A 20,342-nucleotide genomic window follows, 5' to 3' on the forward strand; every position below is an offset into this window, starting at 1 on the left:
ATGGCTTGGTCCACTCTCATCGGTCACTCTGGAATTGAAAAATGGTTCTCGGTTTCCATCGGTAAAGGACGTATCGGCGGCAGTTTTCTATTTGTCGGTCAAAACGGTATCGGCAAACGAACAGCCGCCAACCTGCTCGCCCAAACACTGTTGTGCCAACGTAGCGAGCCAGCCGAGATGTCGCCTTGTGGGGTTTGTGAATCGTGCGTCCAAGTTGCGGCTGGGACGCATCTCGACGTTACCCGCGTTGGCAAACCGAGTGACAAGACGATGATTCCACTCGAACTTCTCATCGGCCCCCCTGAAGCACGGATGCAGGAAGGTTTTTGCCGCGACGTTCGGATGCGGCCGATGAGCGGTCGAAGACGCATTGGAATCATTGAAGACGCCGACTATCTCAACGAAGAAGGGGCGAATTGCCTACTAAAAACGCTCGAAGAACCGCCTCTCGGTGCGGTCATTATCTTGATTGGAACGAGCGAGCAGCGACAATTGCCGACGATTCGTTCACGGTGCCAAGTGATCCGGTTTCAATCCCTATCCGGCGAGCATGCCGTCAAACTAATGCGCGACGTCCACCATGTTGAGGCTGCCGAGGAAAAGATCATCGAAGCCACCGAAATCGCTGGCGGTGATATGCACGTCGCATTACACCTCTTGGGTGGACAAGCGGATCAATTTCGCGAGGCATTGTCGGCGTTGTTTGCGGCACCACAGCCCGACCCTGTCCGCATCGTCCGAGTGATCAATTCCCATATCGATCAAGCGGGGAAAGAACCTTCGAAACGTCGCGCTGCGATGCGAGACGTTTTTTCGTTTGCGGTCCAGTACTATCGTCAACAATTGCGGCGAGATGCAAGCGAACGGCTTTCAGCCAACCGATCACTCAACCGACTCGATCGATCGATACGCGCGCTTCGCGAAACCGATCGCAGCGCAAACCAAGCTAGTTTGGTGGAGTGTTACAGCGCCGACATCGCCGCCGCGATCACAGGCGACCGCGGCGAAATCGGCTAAGATGGTTTTGTCATGCTCACAATCAAAAAGCCGATGAGCGTTCTTGGAAAGCGATGCAGGTCTTCTTCAATGAGTTGTTCAGCACGAAGGCGTTGGAATCCAAGCTTTAGCCGCTCCGCGCCTCCTCGAATCGGCTAATACCTGGACTCGAACCATCACTCGCCTCCACAACGAAGAAGAAACATGAGCCTCGAAGAAATCCAACTCGCACAGCAGAAAACCGGCGCCCTTACCGACGCTTTAGCGGAGGTCATCCGTGGCAATCGCGAGTGCATCGAGGTACTGGTTCTATCGCTCTTGTCGAACGGATCGGTGCTCATGCAAGACGTACCCGGTGTGGGCAAAACGACGCTGGCAAAAGCGGTCGCTCGAGCCATTGACGTCGACTTTCATCGTGTCCAATTCACGCCCGATTTATTACCAGCCGATATCCTCGGCTCGTCGATCTACAATCCAAAGGAAGGCTCGTTCGACTTCCGACCTGGTCCCGTGTTCTGCCATGTCTTGTTGGCTGACGAAATCAATCGCGCGTCACCACGAACGCAATCGGCATTGCTGGAGGCAATGAGTGAAATGCAGGCGACGATCGAGGGAACGCAGCACGACCTGCCATCACCCTTTCTTGTTTTGGCGACCCAGAATCCAGTCGAATTCCATGGGACGTACCCGCTGCCCGAAGCACAACTCGATCGTTTTTTAGTGCAACTTGAATTGGGCTATCCCGACGCAGAAACCGAAGTTGAGATTCTTCACGCTCAAGCGATTTCACACCCTCTCGACCGCATGCAGCCAGTCTTGACCAAGGATGACGTGGTCCGTTTTCAAGACTTGGTCCGAAATATCCGTGTCGATAGAATTGTCTCGCACTATATCGTCGATCTTGTCCGACAAACTCGACACGACCCGCGGTTGAAACTGGGCGTTAGCCCTCGAGGATCTCTGATGCTGTTTCGTGCAAGCCAAGCATCGGCGTTGGCCAACGGACGCGACTTTGTTCTGCCGGACGATGTTCAGCGGTTGGCTCCTTACGTTTTACCACACCGCTTGATCATGAACCCCAAGGCAAAGTACGGGGGTGTGTTAGCGAAGGATATCGTGACTGAAATCCTCCAGGCCACGACGGTTCCATCATGAACTGGGAGCGATCGAGTGCTTATCGCTATCTGCGTTTCCTATGGCATTTTCGATTCACGACGTCGGGAAAGTGGATGGTCGCCGGTTTAATGTTATCGGCAATGCTGGGCAGTGCGTCGGTCGAAACGCCGATCTATCAGATCTTCTGTGCACTGTTTGCCTTCTTTTTTATCGACCGGATCGTCGGCTATACGATGCGGCCCAAAATCGATGTTGCCTATCAATTCCCCGATCGAACGACTGCAAAAGAGTCTGTCCAGGGAACGTTCAAACTTGACAACCAAGGACGCTGGACCGCTTATGACGTAGGCGTTCGATTTTTCCGATTGCCAAAAAACATCGAGCAGCCCGATGTCGAAACGACGTTCGGACAGATAGCATCCGGTGGTTCATTGAGAACCACGCTGCGTTTGAAGCCTAACCGCCGAGGGCTCTACACTCTTCCACGGCCTCGTGCCTACTCGACCTTTCCATTTCATCTGTTTCGAGACGGTCGTTCGAAGTCGGAAGCTCTAACGTTATTGGTCCTACCGCACTTTCATCCGCTGGTCAACCGGGCGGAATCGCATTGACGTCGGACATTGGTGAATCGCCCGAGTACATTGGAAACCGCGAATACGTTGCGGGCGATTCGGCTCGTCGGATCGACTATCGTTCATGGGCTCGGTTAGGGCGTCCAATCGTTCGCGAATATCAAGAAGAGTACTATTGCCGTGTCGCATTGGTGCTCGACACCTTCGTAGACGCACGCTCCAAGAGAAGGTTTGCCAACGCTAGTCGGGACGTTGACTGCGAGTTTGAAGCTGCGGTCAGTCTATCGGCTTCGATCGCCGATGCGCTGTCGCGAGGCGAGTACTTGCTTGACCTTTTCGCGGCTGGCCCTGAACTGTACGTCTTTCGTGCTGGGCGACATACAGCTCACCTCGAAAACGTTTTGGAGATTTTGGCTTGTGTCGATGCTTGCCCGAAAAACCCTTTCGAAAAGGTATCGCCAGCGATCTCGGAGGAGCTCAACAACATTTCAACGGTCATAGGCGTTTTTCTCGACTGGGATGCCTCGCGTGCTCAACTCGCTCGCACGGCCGCCGAGCGGGGATGTCGCGTTGTCATCTACGTCGTTCGAGATGGCGAGACGAGTGAACCGATCGAGTTTGACGAAGGCAGGGTGATTCAAATCCAAACCGATGCGATTCGCAGCGGAGGCATTGAATCGCTATGAATCCTCTCCATCTCAATCATGCCCGTATCATCGGTTTGGTACTCATCGCACTTCAAGTAGTGGCACTCGGTTTTTTTTTTAAGACACCGCTGTTTTGTGGTGGCATGTTGGCCGCCATCGGTTTTGCCGCATTCTCAAAAAAGCGATTTGCATCGCCGCAATCCGCTAAACGCTGGCCCATCATTTTCGTTGTACTCTTTGTTGTATCGCGTACGTTATTGCCGACATCGCTGTACGCGGGTCGGCAAAGCTTTCTGGTTCCCGATGCCTGCCTGATCGCGATGCACTTTGTCGTTTATCAGACGGCTCTATTCTTCGTTCGCTCCAAACGTGATCGACCACCAAATCACTTGCCCATCCTTGCGATAACGGCGATGATATTTACAGGCGATATCCAAGTCCAGACGAGTGAGCGTTTGTTCTTTCAGCTGCTCTCTATTTTGCTAGTAGTGCTTTCGATCGGATATTTTTTGGCCTGCCGCAACTCCAGTCCAACGACGGGGAATCCCATTGGCGGGTCAACGTTCACGAAACAGCGATGGTGGTTATTGGCAGGTGTGGCAATCGCTTGCTCGGCGATAGCGTGGGCCTCGGCCAGTAATCTGTACCGCTACGCTCGCGAAATCGAAGACACGATGAATCGGTTCATCCACCCATCACTCAAACCAGAATCCGTTGGCTTTTCGGGCCAGGGCAGACTGGGGAGCGTCGCGAGTCAAAAAGGTGAATCGGGAAAAAACGTCGCCCTGCGAGTCGATGCCGAGAAAATACCCGGGTACCTGCGCGGCAAAGTGTTTGACACCTACCTTCCTGGGCAATGGCAATGCGTGGCCACTTCCAAACCACTGAAACCGGCCGAGCAAGATGAATTACCAGCGGACACTGCCGCTGACCGTCGTGATGGACAACGCTTTGCCATCACGAAAAACCTCACCAAGCTCGGCGACGCGCTCGAGATTTGGCCTAACCAAAATTTCCAAAGCGTACTTTTCACTCCTCTCGATACATCGGTCGTGCAAGCACACGTCGACCACATGTCACTGAACCTTCACCATGTTGTTTCGGCTGACGAGATGCCAATCATGTCGAGCTACAAGGTTTGGACATCGCCCGTCGAGCCGATAACTGTCAACGCAAGTGGTGGACTGAGCAAAGAAGAACAGCAATGCCTAACCATGCTGCCGAGCGATCTGGATCCACGCATTTCGATGTTGGCGGAAAAGATGTTCAGTGAAGCAAACACAACGACTGAGAAAATTGCGGTTGTGGAGAATTACTTTCTCGATAACTATGAATATCAAATTGGTATCGAGATCCCTCATCAAGTCGACCCGATCAACTATTTCTTACTCGAACGTCCAGCGGGACACTGTGAATATTTTGCCAGCGGTGCGGTCGTTCTGCTGCGGGCTGCAGGCATCCCCTGCCGCTACGTGACCGGTTTTGTCGCAGCGGAAAAGAACGACTATGGAGATTACTGGATCGCCCGAAACCGTGACGCACACGCCTGGGCAGAAGCGTATGATGAACAACTCGGCTGGGTGTTGGTAGAAGCGACCCCGGCGGAAGGTGTGCCACAAGAAACCTCGGCTCAAACGAGTAACCAAATCTGGGACGCCGCTAAAGCAAAATGGCAAAAGTTGGTTCGTCAACTCCGACGCGACGGCTTGGGTTTTCTGATCCAAACGATCGGCAACTTGATCGTTCATCCGTTGACCTGGATATTGCTTTTAGTTGTTGCAATCGGCTTTACGGTTCGTCGATACTTGCAATATCTCACGCGTAAAACGACGAAACACGTTGATCCGTTGACGCGACAACTGCACGTCCTGCTTGATCGCATGGATCAATCGTGGAAACAAAAAGGACTAGAGCGTCGACCGAGTGAGACGCTGCATCAATTCGCACGGCGACTCGAACTGGCGGAGAAATCAGAGCCCTACCGAGACGCGGCCAATTGGTATCGCCGTTTTGCCGTCGTTCGTTACGGCGGCAAAGTAACCGTCAGCTCGATCGAATCGCTGCAGGATGGGTGCGTTTAATCGACGCAGAGGGTTGGCGGTAGGGGATCTTGTAAATGATCCTCGTGTGCCAGGATCTTGTAAATGATCCTCATGTGCCAGGATCTTTAACAAGATCCACTACGGTAATCACTCCATTCGCGAATCCGTCTTTTTGTGTTAGCCTACAAAGGCGGACACACAAGAATCCGAACATCCAAATTCTAACTTGAAATGACAACCACCAATCAATCGGGACTTACTTCACTGAGTCAATTCACCCACTGGATTGAACAAACCGATCACCATGCCACACACCGTTTGAACTTGATTGATCGAGTCAATGCGGCCTTGTCCGAAGACTCGCTCGCAACCCCTGAAGAACGGATTTCCATCGCCAGCCAACTGGAACGGTGGCGGTATCAATTGCTCAACGAAACTCGAGTGAATCGAGATAATAGCGACACGAATGAAAGTCAGGGCGCTAAGTTGTTAGCAGAGATGGATTACTGCTTCCAGCGACTTCGTAGTTCGGATCCAACAAACGTTGCGCTACGTTCACCACGCAGTCCGCATCTCGCCATTCGCGACGACGATGTGGAGCGTCAGGCAGTCGAGAGCTTGCAATGTCCGTCTCGGAGAGACGGACCTACGGCCATTCGCAACGACGATGTGGAGCGTCAGGCAGTCGAGAGCTTGCAATGTCCGTCTCGGAGAGACGGACCTACGGTCATTCGCGACGACGATGTGAATAGTCAGGCAGTCGAGAGCTTGCAATGTCCGTCTCGGAGAGACGGACCTACGGCCATTCGCAACGACGATGTGGAGCGTCAGGCAGTCGAGAGCTTGCAATGTCCGTCTCGGAGAGACGGACCTACGGCCATTCGCAACGACGATGTGAATAGTCAGGCAGTCGAGAGCTTGCAATGTCCGTCTCGGAGAGACGGACCTACGGTCATTCGCGACGACGATGTGAATAGTCAGGCAGTCGAGAGCTTGCAATGTCCGTCTCGGAGAGACGGGCCTACGGTCATTCGCGACGACGATGTGGAGCGTCAGGCAGTCGAGAGAGCTCGTACTTGGATCGACCGTTCCTTTCCCCTTGCGGAACTCGAAGCCTCGGCAAAACGGTTAACGGATCAACGATTCATGACTTGCGAAGCCGCGGACAATCGAGCCAAGCGGCGAATGGTCTTGTATGCTCCAATCTACGTGTCGAGTGAGTGCGTTAACCACTGTACGTATTGTGGCTTCCGATATCCGATGCAGATAAATCGTACCCATTTACATCTTGATCAAGTTCTCGACCAGTCGCAAATTTTGCGGAAACGCGGGTTTCAACATCAATTGATCGTGGCCGGCGATTACCCCAGCCGGACATCGACGGCATACTTTTGTGAGTTGATCGAAGCCCTTGAAGGGCAGGGCTTAGAGATTGGAATTGAAATTGCGGCTCAGTCGACCGAGTCCTACGCCGCCATGGTATCCGCCGGCGCAACGGGCGTGACGTTGTATCAAGAAACGTACGATGAATCCGTCTACGAATCGGTGCATATCCGCGGGCCAAAGTCGTCCTTCGCATGGCGACTTGAGGCACCCGAGCGGGCGGCGGAAGCAGGTTTTAGCCGCGTCGGTTTGGGGATCCTGCTTGGCCTTGCCGATCCGGCAAAAGATTTCCTATCGCTCGTCCGGCACGGGTTTTACTTGCAGCATCGTTTTCCCAATCTGCAATTGGCGTTTAGTTTCCCACGTATCCACGAAGCGCCGAATGATTTCGAAATCCCACACGAGATTTCGGACGATGATCTGGTCCGCTTTTACTGCGTCACTCGCATGCTGTTCCCGCAGTCCCATCTGGTTTTGTCGACACGCGAAGCGGCCGAACTACGAGCACGTTTAGCACATTTGTGCATCACCCAAATGAGCGCAGGAAGCTCGACGTCACCCGGTGGATACACGGAGTCGAAAGGGGACAAGACAAACGAGACGCAGCCCCGTTGTATGGGTGAACAGTTCCCGGTGACAGACGAACGGAGTGTCGAAGAAGTCACCGATTGGCTCGAGCAAGACGGATTCGAAGTTCGCTGGTCGTTCTAGGCCTTGTCCCAAAAGAAGACGGCCCCGTTGGGGGACGCGCAGGGCAATCGCATTGGAGCTTAGCCCAGCCCAAACGACGCCGACACTAAAAACTTAATTCGCCGCCGATGCTCAACCCTTGTGCCCAATAGTCGGTTTCGACAAACGAAAATTGCGGACGCATCGAACCACTAATTGGTAAAATCTGTTCAGGCAATAGGTTCGGGTTCACCGTGCGGTCAATCTGGTCGCCAGCGCGGACCACATTGGGGAAGTACATCAACGAATAGCCCACCGTTGCATGAAACCAATCGGTAATGCGGATGCCCAGTGTCAATCCAATTTCAGGGATCATCGTGAAATCTTTTCGCTCGTAGCTACCAATGTTGCTCGTTTGGGCCAGCAAACCACCAGCGTAATGATCGGTAACACCAAGCTCGGTGATTGCCGTCGACCCGCTAATGCGAACTTGTTGGGTATTGTTGCCGACTCCAACTCGCAACATCGACTCGAGCCAGACGCGATTGAAATCGGCTTGATAGGTCACACCAAGCTGCAAACCATTGAACTGATTTTCTGTTTCAAACGCTTCACTTAGCGACACCGTTCCCGGTGCGCTAGGGACTTGAGACTCTAAGTTTTCAGTAAACGCCAATCGATCAGAGAGTTCAAGATAGCGATAGCCGACGATCCAATCGACACGGTCTTGGCTACGACCTTCGGGGGGGCAAATCGTTGGATAGATGGGAAGCATGGAGGCACGGGCGTTGATCAAGACCGATTTCAAATCCGAATCCGATGTGATGCCAACACTGCCGTTGACGCGTCCGGGGAAGGACACCAATTGAGCCGTTTCACGATCGTTCGTCGGATCGAAAAAGGGTCGACCAATGATCGGCGATCCGTTACCCGAAGCGTTGTAACTATCATCGTCACCCCAGAGTTGGAAATACTCGCCTTCGATTCCCCAGCTCCCTTGCTGAGTTAACCAAAGGCCCGATTTGAGTCGAAATCCGTTGGCGATATCGGTATTTATCTCACCACCGCCGAAGAGGACCGACGTGTTTGGCATGCCTAAGATACCTGCCTGGTTCTGCGCGGTTCCATCCGGGCTGGTCGTAATCAACGGCGGTGTTTCCATCCCATCGGCCCACCAAGCCAAGTACTCACCACGTACCCACAATCGATCGGAAACGGTTGGCAACGAAAGCGACCAATTTGAGAACGCTGGCATCCAACCGGCGGACGAACCATATTGGTTCATCGCATAGGGATCGCCGACACCACCCGAGTAGGTAGGCGGATAATCTTGGGCTCGCACGTCCTGCAATGCAATAGGGGCGGAAACGAGCAACGTTAGTACGACCGTCGTGATAAACCTCGATGGGATCACAGAAGCAAACTCCATTTTTTTTTAATATTCGCCAGATTTCCTCAAGAGAAACGGCTTCACTACCGACACATCCACATTTTCGGGTGCGGATGTCAAGGCGAATTTGAAATAGCAGCCTTTCGCCCCTTCGCCTTAAAAGCCTTTCAACTTTATCCACGCTCTCCAAAAAATTTCTTGGCTCGGGACCAGACTTGTCATGCGATCGGCGATGAATGGATTAGCCGGCCAACGGCCATGCTTCGAAATCAAAATCCAAAGACCCTTACCAGCGAAAAATTCATCATGGCAAAATTCTATGTCCAATCAGGAAACTTACGCACCATCGTTCAAGCAGAATCGAGCCGCAAAGCGGCGATTTGGGCCGTCCATCAAGCGATGCAGCAAGTATTTCCGATTGATGACCAACCCGCGACCAACCCAACCAATCATCAAGCCGATTCGCCCCTGACCGTGATCATGCTCACGAAGAAACTCAAGGTCAGCGAACGCGGATTTGACCGCAGCGACGCGGGCGAATTATCGACGTTGGAAGTAATGAACGAGTGGAATCAGATGGTCTCGACTCTAGACCGACTTGAACGAATGATGCACGGTTGGGACAGTTGCACCGTTGGGAATGACCAGACACGGTGATGCACATGCCGCTTGTGTCTCACCAGAAAAGGTTTGTGTCTCACCAGAAAAGGGACGTGTTGGGAAAGCGGGCGTCACTTGGTATGCTTTCAACCGCTAGCAAAAAATAGCGAAGTGCTACAGCGACGGATGAACGAACGTTTTTTCCTTGGGCATTTGCCAAGCGTTTCCAAATGGCGTAATATCGTTTGTCGATTCGTATCAAAATCGTGTTTGAAGACCGAAGAGAGAATCGAAGAGTATTGACCGAGGATTCTGTCGATTACGCATTTTGTCTGTTACCCGAAGGAGTTGGAAAGATGACACGTATCCCTTTAAGCCAGGCCGATGAGGAAGCTCGTTTGAAAACGGAGCGATTGGATTTGAGCATTGCCGAGATGGGACTGTCGGTGCGAACCACGAATTGCCTGGAAGAGACGGGAATTTTGACCGTCCGCGACCTGCTTCAAGCGACCCCAAAGAAATTGATGAACATCAGCAACTTTGGCGAGAAAACGCTAGAGGAAGTCTACGAGGCCCTTGAGGCTCTAGGGTTCTATCGTCCAGGTCGCAAAACGACTCCGGCCTAGTTTTACGATGCCCCGATTCCCAAAGCCTTGGACCAAAAAACGGGGCAAACGTCAAATCGGCTACGCCCTTGGCGGTATCGTTGGCGAAGCGTTATTTTACGCTTCGCTTTTCTTCGTTGGCGTGTTCGCATTGTCGACGGTGCTGATCGCTTGGTTTGTCCCCGAGCGAGCGCTGAATGTCTCTTCCCAAACGCTTTCGAGTTCACTCAGTTACTGGGTCTTCGGAATATTGTCGATTGCGTTGATCCTCAGCGGCGTCGGCGGATTGCTCTATCGGTTGTCGGCGATTTCGACCAGTCATGAACGTCGCTTATCGGGACAAAGTATTCTAGGCCCCGGTGCCGACGCCGAATCGAAATTGCCCAGTGTCCCGCAAGGCCGGATGTTGACGGACAGTCCGGGTGAGCGACTGACGTACCGACTAGCGATGCAAAAGCCCGAGCACTCAGGAATTTTCGGGGCGGCGTTATTGGCTCTCCTTTGGAGTACCGTCTGGTTCGTTTTGTTATCCGTGGTCGTGTCAGGGTTCTATTACAATCGGCCCCGTTACATCTTAACATTCCTACTCGCTCCGCTCGGTGGAATTGCCTATTGGGCGTTCCGTTCGTTCATTATCCAACTTCGCCGAATCGCCGGAATTGGTGCTACAATCGTTGAAATCGGCGACCATCCCCTCATGCCGGGCGAGTCCTATCGAGTGTATGTTTGCCAAATGGGACGTTTGCGGCTAAGAAGAATAAAAATAATTTTGTGCTGCGAAGAACAGACATTTTACCGCCAAGGAACGGACGTTCGGGTAGAAAAACACGAAGCTTTTACACAAGTAATTTTAAATCAGCGTGATGTGGACCTTGACCCACAGGCTCCTTGGGAACAACAATTGAGCTTTGATCTTCCTGAGAACATCATGCATTCGTTCGTCGGTTCTCACAATGCGATTCGCTGGAAGATCATCGTTTCAGGAGAGTCACGACCTTGGCCATCGTTTTGCCGAAGTTTTCCCGTTATCGTTCATCCACCCGGGTTGCCACCGAATCGCAGCCCGCGTTAAACGTTTCGTTGTGCCGTGAAGACGGAACCTACGAAGCGGGGGAGCAACTCAAGGCCCAGTGGCGGATTAGCCGCATTTCGCTCGAACAACTACAAGGGCTTGAGGTTTCGGTGTTATGGCACACCGAGGGCAAGGGTGACGAGGATTTACACGTTCACCACTTCTATCGACTCGACGAAGCGGAACTTCAAGAGCTTGGAATCGACGATGCGCAAGCGATTTCTTGTAAACTGCCACTTACTCCGCTTAGTTACCATGGCCATTTGATCCATTTGCGATGGTGCATTCGCCTACGATTATTCGTTGAGGGACGCCGGGAAATCGTTGCCGAGCAACCATTTTACCTCGTGTCTTGCCGCGGAGAAAAAACGTCGGTCATGACGCTTCGGTCTCAATCAGAGTAGATGGAGATTTCGGAAGGTCACGACTTAATCTCGAACCCGTTTTGCACTCGTTTCGTTCGTCCAGGAGCGATTCCTTATCGGTTCGACGAGGCGGAGTTGCCGGGCACACACGGCGCCGATTCGGCTCTCGACCGAATGACCACGCGAGTCGTGCAAGTACGTTTCAGCGTCATCGTTGGCCCACATGGCAGCGGAAAATCCACTCTGCTGCAAACCTTACTCCCCAATCTGCAAACTGCTTTCTGCGATTTTGCCAAAGTCCATCTGATTGCATCGCAGCCGTGTCAGCGACCCATAATGGAAGCGTCGAACGGACTCGTTAGCGGTGGATTGTTGGTCGTCGACGGGATGGAACAATTAGCAACTTGGCAGCGAAAATTCCTACTGTGGCGTTCAAAACGCCGCAATCATTCTATTTTGGCAACCGCGCACCGCCCGTTGCGTGGTTTTGAAATCCTGCAAACAACGGCGTTGTCCGCGCAGAAAATTAGAGAGCTGACCAAGCAGCGAATCGCTTCGATGTCCGAGAATACCCAACAAATGATTCTAAACGAACTGTCAAACAGGCCACTGGGTCCCGAAACCAACTTGCGTGAACTCTGGTTCGACCTCTACGACATCGCCGAACGAATGATTGCCTTAGAACGCCGGGGGTGATAATCTATGTCTGTCCCGCGGTGGGAAAAATTCAATCCGTTTCACTTGTCCTTATTGAAAGCAACCCATGTCGGCTATCACGACCCAAATCAACGGCGAAATTTTGCTAGTTGGCTTCACGGATAGTAAAATTCTCGATTCTCAACGGATCGAACAAGTCGGACGCGAATTGCAAGCCGCAGTCCCTCAAGCAATCCACAAAAAGATGCTACTCGTTTTTCGTGGCGTCTCCTTCATGTCCTCGGCAATGATCACCAAGTTGGTGATGCTCAACAAAGGCTGTAAAGCTCAAGGGGTAACATTGAAGTTCTGTGAAGTTTCGCCCAATGTCATGGAGGTCTTCAAGATCACCAAATTGAATAAAATTTTTGACATACAAGAAAGCGAAGAAAAGGCAGTCGCAAGCTTTGACAAAAAAGGTTGGTTCGGTTAAGCCGATGGACGAAGACAGGTTGACGGAGCTGATTGAAAGCGAGCGTTCAGCGATAGGCCATGAAATTCATGATTCCATGCTGCCGCTTCTGTTCGGAGCCTCGGCGGTACTGCATCGAGAAATCGAGCGAGCCAACAGCGACCAAACCGATATCGAACGATTAGAAAAAGCGACGGCTTGGGTCGATGAAGCGATGCGGATTGGCCGCAACATCCTCAGCTTGGCCCATGCACCCAAATTCGACTCCGCACAAGACACAGCATCCTGGGATGCCGAAGTCGAATCGACCGTCGAGGGAGTCTTGGATGTCGGTGAAGATTTGCCGTGGACATTGAAAATGGATGTCTCGGAAAAGGCAAAAATAGTTTCCGCCCCGGTAGCGACCGCCGCCTATCGAATCTCCGTCGAAGCGGTTCGCAATGCCATCCGCCACGGCAAAGCCACCGAGGTGCAAATCACCGCGTCTGTTGAAAACAGCACTTTGCACCTGAGTGTCCACGACAACGGCAACGGTTTTGACGTTAACGCCATTCCCGACGATCGGTATGGAATCCGAACGATGAAAGGGCGAGCAAAATTGGTTGGCGGAACACTACGAGTGGAATCACGCTGTTCGGGTCCAACGATCGTCCATTTCGATTGTCATGTGAATGGTTCATGACGCAACAGCAAATCCGGGCCGAGAGCAGGTAACTGCCGTTAGGGAGCAAAGTCCCGTGCCGGTGGCGTAGCAGCGGATAGAGAAAGCACCGAATTGCCAAGTGCTTTGTCACAACGAAGCATGAGGGCAAGCATCTTTCGTGGCTGTGGCTTCCAGCCGCAGCTTACTGGGGCAAGATGCCCCAGCCACACGGTTGCCAAGCCTAAAATCAAGCCGTGACAAAGCACGAGAGCCGATACGGCTAACACGTGGATTAGGACTTCGTCGTCGCGTTCATGTCCTTGAGCGACTTCCCTAGCCGTTTCCGGCTATTGTTTGTCGTTCGCGAGCGTGTCGTGGTTTTGGTTGGTTCACCATCACCGACCAAGAGTGCTGCCACATTGGGGTGTAGCTCATCGGTATCGGTTGGCGTACCTATCTGTTCGACGGCATCGCTAACGCCTAGCAACACCGATTGGCGGACTCCGTCGCGAAGCCATTCGAAAAAATTGACATTCATTGTCTCTCTCCGTTTTTTGATTTTGTTCATGCTAGGCTCATACCGAACGAGTCTAGGCTTTGTCCGAAAAGGAGGCTGCCCCCTTTAGAAGACATTCTTTTTAATCGTTCTCGACTTGTCTGGAGAGGGTCAGACCCCTTTTCGGACAAAGCCAAGCCAACTTTCAAGTTGCTTGTAGGCAACGGACGTCGCCGGTGTCCAGAGCGGATTAACCGCTTGAAAGATCCAATTGACCGCCTGTTGAAGGGGTATGGTGCGATCGGTTGTAAACTTGATTCGCCTGGATTGCCCCGTCACTACGTAGGATTTCCTCTTCGATGCGGGTTCGGCTTTGCTCGAGTTGCCGCTCGCAATCGACCTCCATTTCCATCAACTCGGCTAGCATTTTCTCGCATTTTTCGTGTTGATGCCGACACTCGCTCCGTATCGATTGACTCACCCAAGCTCTGGCTTCGGGATCATCTTGAATGGCATGATGCAATTGCTTGGAATAGAGATTCAACCGTTCAAGCGGTTGTTGTTTTTCCGCCAACAATTGCATCAGTTCGTTCATGCGTCCCGCTTCCACCGCTGATTTTTGCTGATACGTCATTTGCATTAGCTCAGTCAATGCTTCGTACCTCCTTGCCACCAAATCAGCTACTTCGCTTCCATTCATATTGTTCGTGCCCTAAGTTTGGTTTGTTATTCCATCGGTCGTTTGAATCCCCGACTTCATCCAAGCGATCAACTGCTCCCATCCTTGGCGGTCATAGCGAGTTGTTTTAGCAAATTGGTCATTAAACGACCGCGGGATTCGTTGCAAAACAACCTCAGCTTGCCGAATCATCAGATCCGCTTCGTGAGATCGCCCGAGAGCTCGAGCACAGCTGATTTGTCCCAGAATTGCCTCGAGCGCTGGCGGTTCGTTCATATAACGAAGCGCAACGGTCCGATAGGCCGTCGCCGCCTCCTCATATTGTTCGAGTTCTTTTAGCGTGTCAGCTTCGGACAAAAAGCAATTGCGCAGCATCGCGGTAGAATCGTCTGCAAGAGTTCGTTCATCTTCTCGAATAAGAAGTTTGTCTTTGAGATTTCGAAAACCATCGAGGGCAAGCTCGAGTTCCGTGTTCACTCGATTTCTTAGTGAGCGGCGAGCCGCATCAAGGATATCAGGCATCTTGGATTCGAGCCGGGGCCACTCTGCGGCAAGCACATGACTTCGAGCAGCCAAGTATGCGGCCGACTCGGCTCGCCGAAGGGGCCAATAACGTTCGGCGGCTTCGTCCAGTCGACGAATCGCAGCAACCAGGATTGCTTGGTTGTTTTTCAACAATTCCATTCGCTCCGCAGGGTCGGCGTGTTCCGCTTTGAGATGATTTTCATAAGCCTTCTGATAGAGCAACTCGGCAAGCGTGAACAGCGAATCTCGCCACGCCGGACTTTGCGGCGTCAATTCACCATCCTGCAAATTATCGATCAAGTATTGGCGAGCCATAGGAAGATTCCCTTGTTCACCATAGGCCATCGCCAACAACAAGCGGGCATCGTAACGAAGCGGATCTCTTTCATACTCGGCAACACAGGTTTCAAGCGACTCAATCGCTTCCGCTGCCTTATTGTCGGCCAGTAACGCCCTGCCAAAAGCAACGAGTCCTCGGGGTTGTCGGCGACGTTCTTCGTAACGTAGATAGGGACGTAGCAGTCGAATGCTTCTTTCGAAATGGCGACCTTGCTGGTATGCATCGATTGCCGACCACTGCGTTTGCAAGTACCGTTCGGTATCAAAATCGAGTTCGGCGGCTCGGGCAAATGCGTCCCCAGCCGCACGAAACCGTTGGCGTGCAAGCTTCGATGCGGTGGGCGACACGTCACCACCATTGGTTGTCCCTTCCTCAAGGGTGCGCAGCGCCCAATCCTGATAAGCCATCCCCTCTTGCATCAAGGCTTCACTCGGAATAAAGACGGGCGTCAGGGTCCGTGACATGTCGATAGCTGCTTCATAATCGCCATGCAGACGAACCGTTTCAAGAGCAACAATGATCCGCCGCCGAAAGTCTTTAAGAGAAACCAAGCCAGGATCGAATCCGTTGGGATCACCAATCTCGCGGATTAAGAAGCGAAGCGTTTGAAGCATCTCCACTCCGCGATTTAACTTTGCCAGCAACTCGACCTCCTCCAAGCCACCGATGATCGCTTCGGCACCGAACGGGCGTTGTTGCCGAACAGCGGTCATTTGAATGAGCGCTTGGTCAAACAATCCTTGGCAAATCAAGGCGCGAGCGGCCCAAAGCTGAGCGCGAGCAACCGTATCGGGCAAACCTTCACGAAAGACATCTTCCAAGTCCGCCATCGTATCAGCTAGTTCCGAAATGACGGCACTGCGATCTTCACGCGTTTCCGATGGTTCTCGGCCATAGCGTTGGATCGACCGGCGAATGCGAGCGACACCACGGGCTAACTTAATTTGTTCTGCATAGTCTGGAGCATGGACGACGGATTGCGAGCGGATGACGATAGGTCTCTTCAGCATCGCGTGAGCGAGTTCTTCCGCGTCTTCGTAACGTCCCAGCTGGCCTAGTGCATCCAGGCGGATCAATTCGCCCTCGTGACGAGCTGCTTCACCCTGTGTTTGATCCGCTAAGTAAAGATCGATCGTTGACAGCGCCAAGCCAGCCGAAGGTTGCGTTGAATTTAGTTGGGACATTGCTAGCATGGGTAGCAATGACCTTCGTAGGGTTGGGTCGCGGTCAATTGCCTGCTTGAGAACACCGACCGCTTTGTCAAATTCGCCGAGTCGGTAGTAGGCTTCCCCCAAATACCGATTGCCTTCGACTTCTCGACCTAAAGGAAAACCGCTGGAGGCGACCCGTTCGAGTATTGGCAAGGCCCTGGCGAGCCATTGTCGTTTCGCTCGCGGCAACTCGCTTTCATTCGCTCTGGCAACGTATCCAACGGCCATCAGAAAGTCTCGTTGAGCCTGTAGCTCTTTCGCGTCGGCAATCTGAACGGTTTGAGCCAATTCGCCTGCTAACACCAAGTTGCCTTCGACATATTGGCGAGAAGCAATTTCTAGGGTTTCATTTGGATCGGGTGGAGCAACACCCCACCATGCTGAAAAGATTGCACCAAGTCCGACGACGGCGGCGGCGGCAGCCGTCAACATCAGCGCCATCGTCACCCGGTCATACGGACGATGCGGTGCTGCTGCTACACCTTCCGAGCCGTCTCGTTTCGGGTTCTTATTTTTAGGCATGAGTTGCTTGGGATACGCGGTACGGACGGATCGTTTGAATGACCAATACCGATTGAAACTCATGCCTTACCGAAAACAGACCTGATACGTCAAGCAAGATCTTAGCCCGGATTATTCATGCTCATTCGTAGAGTGTTTCTCCAAGGATTCCCCAAGCGAAGGATTTCCGTCAACGTCATCCCTGCTCACGGATGCCAACGCAAGTCGATCGACAAGCCACCGACCCAATATCGCATCTACTGCAATTTTGGATTATTGAGATGGCGGGTGGCGTCCCGGTTGTCTTTCTTGGCCAAATTTCGGATCAAGGCTTCGCTCAAATCGATCTTCGATTGATTTGCCAAACAGATAACAACGAATAGAACGTCCGCCAACTCATCGCCCAAATCACCGAGCCGTTCCCCTTCTTTACTCGATTGTTCGCCGCACGTTCTAGACAAGATGCGGGCAACTTCACCTACCTCCTCGATCAACTGCGCCAAGTTGGTCATTTCGTCAAAATATCGAACGCCAACGGTTTTAATCCAATCATCCACTTGTTGTTGGGCCTGCTGTATCGTCAATCTGGCGATATTTCCAGAGGTTGTTTCATTGAGCGACATAATCGTGATCGATCCAACAAACGAGAAAACGAGCGAGAAAACAAGCGAGAAAGTACTAGATTGGCGGGCGCCAGCCAACTTTACGTCTGGCTTGATACCCTACCGGATGTATACTAAACGGGTGACAGATGCGTTCAGAATGACTTTTCTATTTAGCGAGTTGCCCCATAGCAAAGCTTGCCTGGTTGCGTCAATCCGGCCGAATTACTGACCTTTTTGACATTTTGCGCAGCTTGACTGCAAAAAATATCTTCTGAAGTGGAGTCCGATGGTGCATGATGTACTCAGACGAATCATGGTTATTGTTTCGAGATAGGCAACAATCATTTCACTTTCACGTTTACTTTTATTGTTGAGCGATCCTTGAATTCTATTCCGACAGTTAAAATGATTGGCAATCCGCCTCAACAATCTGACAAATTGGATCACGAAACCGTGTTCCTGGAGGACATGGGCATCGGCGACCGCTGGTTCAGCCCCTGGCGTGATATCTCCGCTGACGATGTAGCGGAGTTTGCCGTATTGACCGGCGACAACGATCCGCTGCATAGTGATGATGCGTTGCGTTCTCCGTTTGGTGAACCGATTGCCCACGGCTTGCTCGGTCTGAGTGTGCTAGCGGGTTTAAGTAGCAAGCATCCCAATGCCGCCACGCTAGCGCTTGTTGGCATATCCGATTGGCAATTTGAATCGCCAATTTTCTTCGGTGATCGTGTTCAAGTCTGCACCGAGGTTGAACAGATTCAACAACATGGGCGTCGCAGCGGCCGAGTGACATGGATTCGCCAATTGATCAATCAAAACGGCAAAGTGGTTCAGCGAGGTCGTTTCGTCACCTTGGTCGCCACGCGTTTACGGGCTCGGCACCCATCGGGCCGCGATCGATCCAAATCGCTACCCGCGCGGTAGTCGTCTGCATTGTCATTTTCGAGTAGCTGGGTCTCCGAGAGACTCCGTAACATTCGGTGTCTCGGCGAGACGCGGTTACGTTGGTTTTCGAGCGTCCACGTTACCGAAACTGGTAAGCTGGGTTGGCGATATCGAAGTCGGAATCACGAAGCCCGACGTTCAGGTTGACGTTGAGATACGTGTACTCTTCTTCTAAGACGGGCTGTCCACCATCCGTTGTCGGCCAAGACCACGATTCGTAGCGAATCGGAATATTGAGAGATTGGTCAAAATACACCCGGGCGATATGGAAATCAAAGCAGTCTTTTTTCTCATGATGAACCACTTGTAGCATCGTGCAAGCGGTATCGCGAATTTTTGCATTCGAAAAAAACTGCACATCACATTCTCCTTGCTGGCGATCTCGCGATCCCGTTTCGATCAACTTGACCAACAAATTCTCGATACCGATTTCGGTGATCGGATGCCTTTGGCCCCGCATCGCCAAATAGCCGTTGGGATCCAAATTCACATTGATCATCCCTTTCAGTCCTGATTCATGAGCGACCATGTTTCCGTTGTTCCGGCCTTCGACCCAGATCACTTCACGGCCTTTCACCGAGGCGGGAGCGAGGAAATTCAAATAGACCGAAAAGGGTGCCGTCGTTTGTCCGGCCTGAACCTTGCGATTGCGAATTTTGACGTTTGCGTACTGTAGCTTTGGCAAAGCGCCATCGACGCGACATCGCTTTACGAAGACGGCCTCGTAATCGTGAATGTTCTCACGCAGATTTTGCAGGCTGGCGTTTGCCATCCGCAGTGCAGGGTCGAGTGGATGCTCGCTCTTGAGATCGGCAACCGCGGTACGATTGGTTTTACTAGAGACCGCAATCGCTTGCTGAGCCGAGGTCTCTTGAGAGACCGATGGCACGAGCGATAGCAAGAGGATTACACACCATTTGGAATGAGCGAAGCAAACATCGCACGAAGATCTTATCGTCATAGCGTTCTCCAACGGTACGGGGCGAAGGCGAAAGGTCGGTTTAGTGCAGTTCCGAACAGCAACAGGAGCCGTCAGCCCGCCGGCGGAGGTTAGAGAATCGTCTCGGAAAGATCTAGAGCGATTGCCGTTGCCTTGAAGTTCAAGATCAGCCTAAAAGAGCAGGAATGAGTACGAGTCAGTATTTGTCGTGTTTGTGGCCAGGACTACCTGAGATTTGGTGGCGTGGCCGATTGACGTCGCTACCGCTGGCGATCGCGTTTGCCGCTGCGCTAAATCTATTCTTGATCTGTGGCTGGATCTATCCCCATTGGTTTTCAGGGGGTCTCTTTTGGCTTGGAACCCTGTTCGCCATCGCGGTTTGGCTGTTCTACGTGGTACAAGGACTTCGGGGTTTGCCTGAATTGATCCACCCGCGCACGGTTAGCGCCGAACCGGATCGGTTCAGCGAAGCCCATCAAGCGTACTTAAAAGGCGAATGGAAGTTGGCGGAAACACTGCTCAACGGCGTCCTAGCGATAGAGCCTCGAGACCCGCCGGCGCTCATCATGCTTTGTTCGGTTTATCGTCATCAGGCACGCTTGGACGCAGCCGAAGTGTTGCTCGACGAAATTGGCCGGTTGGAGGTTGCGGACGCTTGGTGGATCGAGATCGACGCGGAGCGGCGGCGGCTTCGGCGCGAGCTCGCAGAAAAACCGGACTCACCGAGCGAGTCAGCAACTGCCGAAATGACAGTCCCCCCTGCCGCTGCGGCCTAGAAATCGAGTTCAGTGGTGGCATGCTAGCATCGTGCGAAGCCATAAAACGGAGCGGAACCTCAAAAAACCATATTTATTTTTGTCCGGTTTGGTTGGCGTAAAGTCGGGTTGCC

21 protein-coding genes are annotated in these 20,342 nt (G+C 52.4%); 15 read left to right on the forward strand and 6 right to left on the reverse strand.

What is annotated here, in order from left to right; all coding sequences use genetic code 11:
* The 6 genes from Q31b_RS06420 (at nt 1) to Q31b_RS06440 (ending at nt 7,467) form a co-directional block, all read left to right on the forward strand.
* Nucleotides 1-1,017 (forward strand): DNA polymerase III subunit, encoded by a 1,017-nt coding sequence (locus Q31b_RS06420; RefSeq protein ID WP_146598878.1) that lies wholly within the window; start codon nt 1-3, stop codon nt 1,015-1,017.
* A gap of 183 nt (nt 1,018-1,200) precedes the next feature.
* On the forward strand, nt 1,201-2,151 hold the full coding sequence (locus Q31b_RS06425) for an AAA family ATPase (protein WP_231617354.1): 951 nt from the start codon (nt 1,201-1,203) through the stop codon (nt 2,149-2,151).
* On the forward strand, nt 2,148-2,723 hold the full coding sequence (locus Q31b_RS28890) for a hypothetical protein (RefSeq protein WP_231617355.1): 576 nt from the start codon (nt 2,148-2,150) through the stop codon (nt 2,721-2,723). Before Q31b_RS06425 ends, Q31b_RS28890 begins: the two co-directional genes overlap by 4 nt.
* Nucleotides 2,720-3,370, forward strand: coding sequence for a DUF58 domain-containing protein (locus Q31b_RS28895; protein ID WP_231617356.1), 651 nt, complete (start codon nt 2,720-2,722; stop codon nt 3,368-3,370). Before Q31b_RS28890 ends, Q31b_RS28895 begins: the two co-directional genes overlap by 4 nt.
* Nucleotides 3,367-5,412: a DUF4129 domain-containing transglutaminase family protein gene (locus Q31b_RS06435; RefSeq protein ID WP_146598879.1), complete on the forward strand. Its 2,046-nt coding sequence runs from the start codon at nt 3,367-3,369 to the stop codon at nt 5,410-5,412. The genes Q31b_RS28895 and Q31b_RS06435 overlap by 4 nt, the downstream gene beginning before the upstream one ends.
* Nucleotides 5,413-5,604: 192 nt before the next feature.
* Nucleotides 5,605-7,467: a radical SAM protein gene (locus Q31b_RS06440; protein ID WP_146598880.1), complete on the forward strand. Its 1,863-nt coding sequence runs from the start codon at nt 5,605-5,607 to the stop codon at nt 7,465-7,467.
* A gap of 85 nt (nt 7,468-7,552) precedes the next feature.
* Here the strand turns inward: Q31b_RS06440 and Q31b_RS06445 are convergent, their stop codons facing one another.
* Nucleotides 7,553-8,854 (reverse strand): BBP7 family outer membrane beta-barrel protein, encoded by a 1,302-nt coding sequence (locus Q31b_RS06445; RefSeq protein ID WP_146598881.1) that lies wholly within the window; start codon nt 8,852-8,854, stop codon nt 7,553-7,555.
* Between the two features lie 267 nt (nt 8,855-9,121).
* Between Q31b_RS06445 and Q31b_RS06450 the strand changes: the two genes are divergently transcribed.
* From Q31b_RS06450 to Q31b_RS06480, 7 genes are all read left to right on the forward strand, one after another.
* On the forward strand, nt 9,122-9,472 hold the full coding sequence (locus Q31b_RS06450; protein WP_146598882.1) for a hypothetical protein: 351 nt from the start codon (nt 9,122-9,124) through the stop codon (nt 9,470-9,472).
* 299 nt (nt 9,473-9,771) lie between these two features.
* Nucleotides 9,772-10,041: a DNA-directed RNA polymerase subunit alpha C-terminal domain-containing protein gene (locus Q31b_RS06455; RefSeq protein ID WP_146598883.1), complete on the forward strand. Its 270-nt coding sequence runs from the start codon at nt 9,772-9,774 to the stop codon at nt 10,039-10,041.
* A 7-nt stretch (nt 10,042-10,048) separates the two neighbouring features.
* A complete protein-coding gene (locus Q31b_RS06460) occupies nt 10,049-11,092 on the forward strand; it encodes a hypothetical protein (protein WP_146598884.1) in 1,044 nt (347 codons plus the stop codon).
* A gap of 8 nt (nt 11,093-11,100) precedes the next feature.
* Nucleotides 11,101-11,496, forward strand: coding sequence for a hypothetical protein (locus Q31b_RS06465; protein ID WP_146598885.1), 396 nt, complete (start codon nt 11,101-11,103; stop codon nt 11,494-11,496).
* Nucleotides 11,497-12,153, forward strand: a complete 657-nt coding sequence (locus Q31b_RS06470) for a hypothetical protein (RefSeq protein ID WP_146598886.1) — start codon at nt 11,497-11,499, stop codon at nt 12,151-12,153.
* Nucleotides 12,154-12,220: 67 nt separating this feature from the next.
* A complete protein-coding gene (locus tag Q31b_RS06475; RefSeq protein ID WP_146598887.1) occupies nt 12,221-12,586 on the forward strand; it encodes an STAS domain-containing protein in 366 nt (121 codons plus the stop codon).
* Nucleotides 12,561-13,247: a sensor histidine kinase gene (locus Q31b_RS06480; RefSeq protein ID WP_146598888.1), complete on the forward strand. Its 687-nt coding sequence runs from the start codon at nt 12,561-12,563 to the stop codon at nt 13,245-13,247. Before Q31b_RS06475 ends, Q31b_RS06480 begins: the two co-directional genes overlap by 26 nt.
* A 253-nt stretch (nt 13,248-13,500) precedes the next feature.
* Here Q31b_RS06480 and Q31b_RS06485 read toward each other — a convergent pair whose 3' ends face one another.
* The 4 genes from Q31b_RS06485 to Q31b_RS06500 form a co-directional block, all read right to left on the reverse strand.
* Entirely contained in the window at nt 13,501-13,746 is a 246-nt protein-coding gene (locus Q31b_RS06485; RefSeq protein ID WP_146598889.1) for a hypothetical protein, read from the reverse strand.
* A 208-nt stretch (nt 13,747-13,954) separates the two neighbouring features.
* Entirely contained in the window at nt 13,955-14,404 is a 450-nt protein-coding gene (gene flgN / locus Q31b_RS06490; protein WP_146598890.1) for a flagellar export chaperone FlgN, read from the reverse strand.
* A 12-nt stretch (nt 14,405-14,416) separates the two neighbouring features.
* Nucleotides 14,417-16,981: a tetratricopeptide repeat protein gene (locus tag Q31b_RS06495; RefSeq protein WP_197171052.1), complete on the reverse strand. Its 2,565-nt coding sequence runs from the start codon at nt 16,979-16,981 to the stop codon at nt 14,417-14,419.
* A 236-nt stretch (nt 16,982-17,217) separates the two neighbouring features.
* On the reverse strand, nt 17,218-17,583 hold the full coding sequence (locus tag Q31b_RS06500; protein WP_197171054.1) for a nucleotide pyrophosphohydrolase: 366 nt from the start codon (nt 17,581-17,583) through the stop codon (nt 17,218-17,220).
* Between the two features lie 387 nt (nt 17,584-17,970).
* Between Q31b_RS06500 and Q31b_RS06505 the strand changes: the two genes are divergently transcribed.
* Complete coding sequence (locus Q31b_RS06505; RefSeq protein WP_146598892.1) at nt 17,971-18,492, forward strand: MaoC family dehydratase; 522 nt, start codon at nt 17,971-17,973, stop codon at nt 18,490-18,492.
* 100 nt (nt 18,493-18,592) lie between these two features.
* On the opposite strand, the gene Q31b_RS06510 is transcribed toward Q31b_RS06505, so the two are convergent.
* Nucleotides 18,593-19,474 carry a DUF1571 domain-containing protein gene (locus Q31b_RS06510; protein WP_146598893.1) on the reverse strand — a complete coding sequence of 294 codons (882 nt, stop codon included), beginning with the start codon at nt 19,472-19,474 and terminating at the stop codon, nt 18,593-18,595.
* 164 nt (nt 19,475-19,638) lie between these two features.
* Between Q31b_RS06510 and Q31b_RS06515 the strand changes: the two genes are divergently transcribed.
* On the forward strand, nt 19,639-20,229 hold the full coding sequence (locus Q31b_RS06515) for a tetratricopeptide repeat protein (protein WP_146598894.1): 591 nt from the start codon (nt 19,639-19,641) through the stop codon (nt 20,227-20,229).
* Nucleotides 20,230-20,342 lie beyond the last annotated feature (113 nt).

The organism is Novipirellula aureliae (assembly GCF_007860185.1).
Classification (GTDB): Bacteria; Planctomycetota; Planctomycetia; order Pirellulales; family Pirellulaceae; genus Novipirellula_A; species Novipirellula_A aureliae.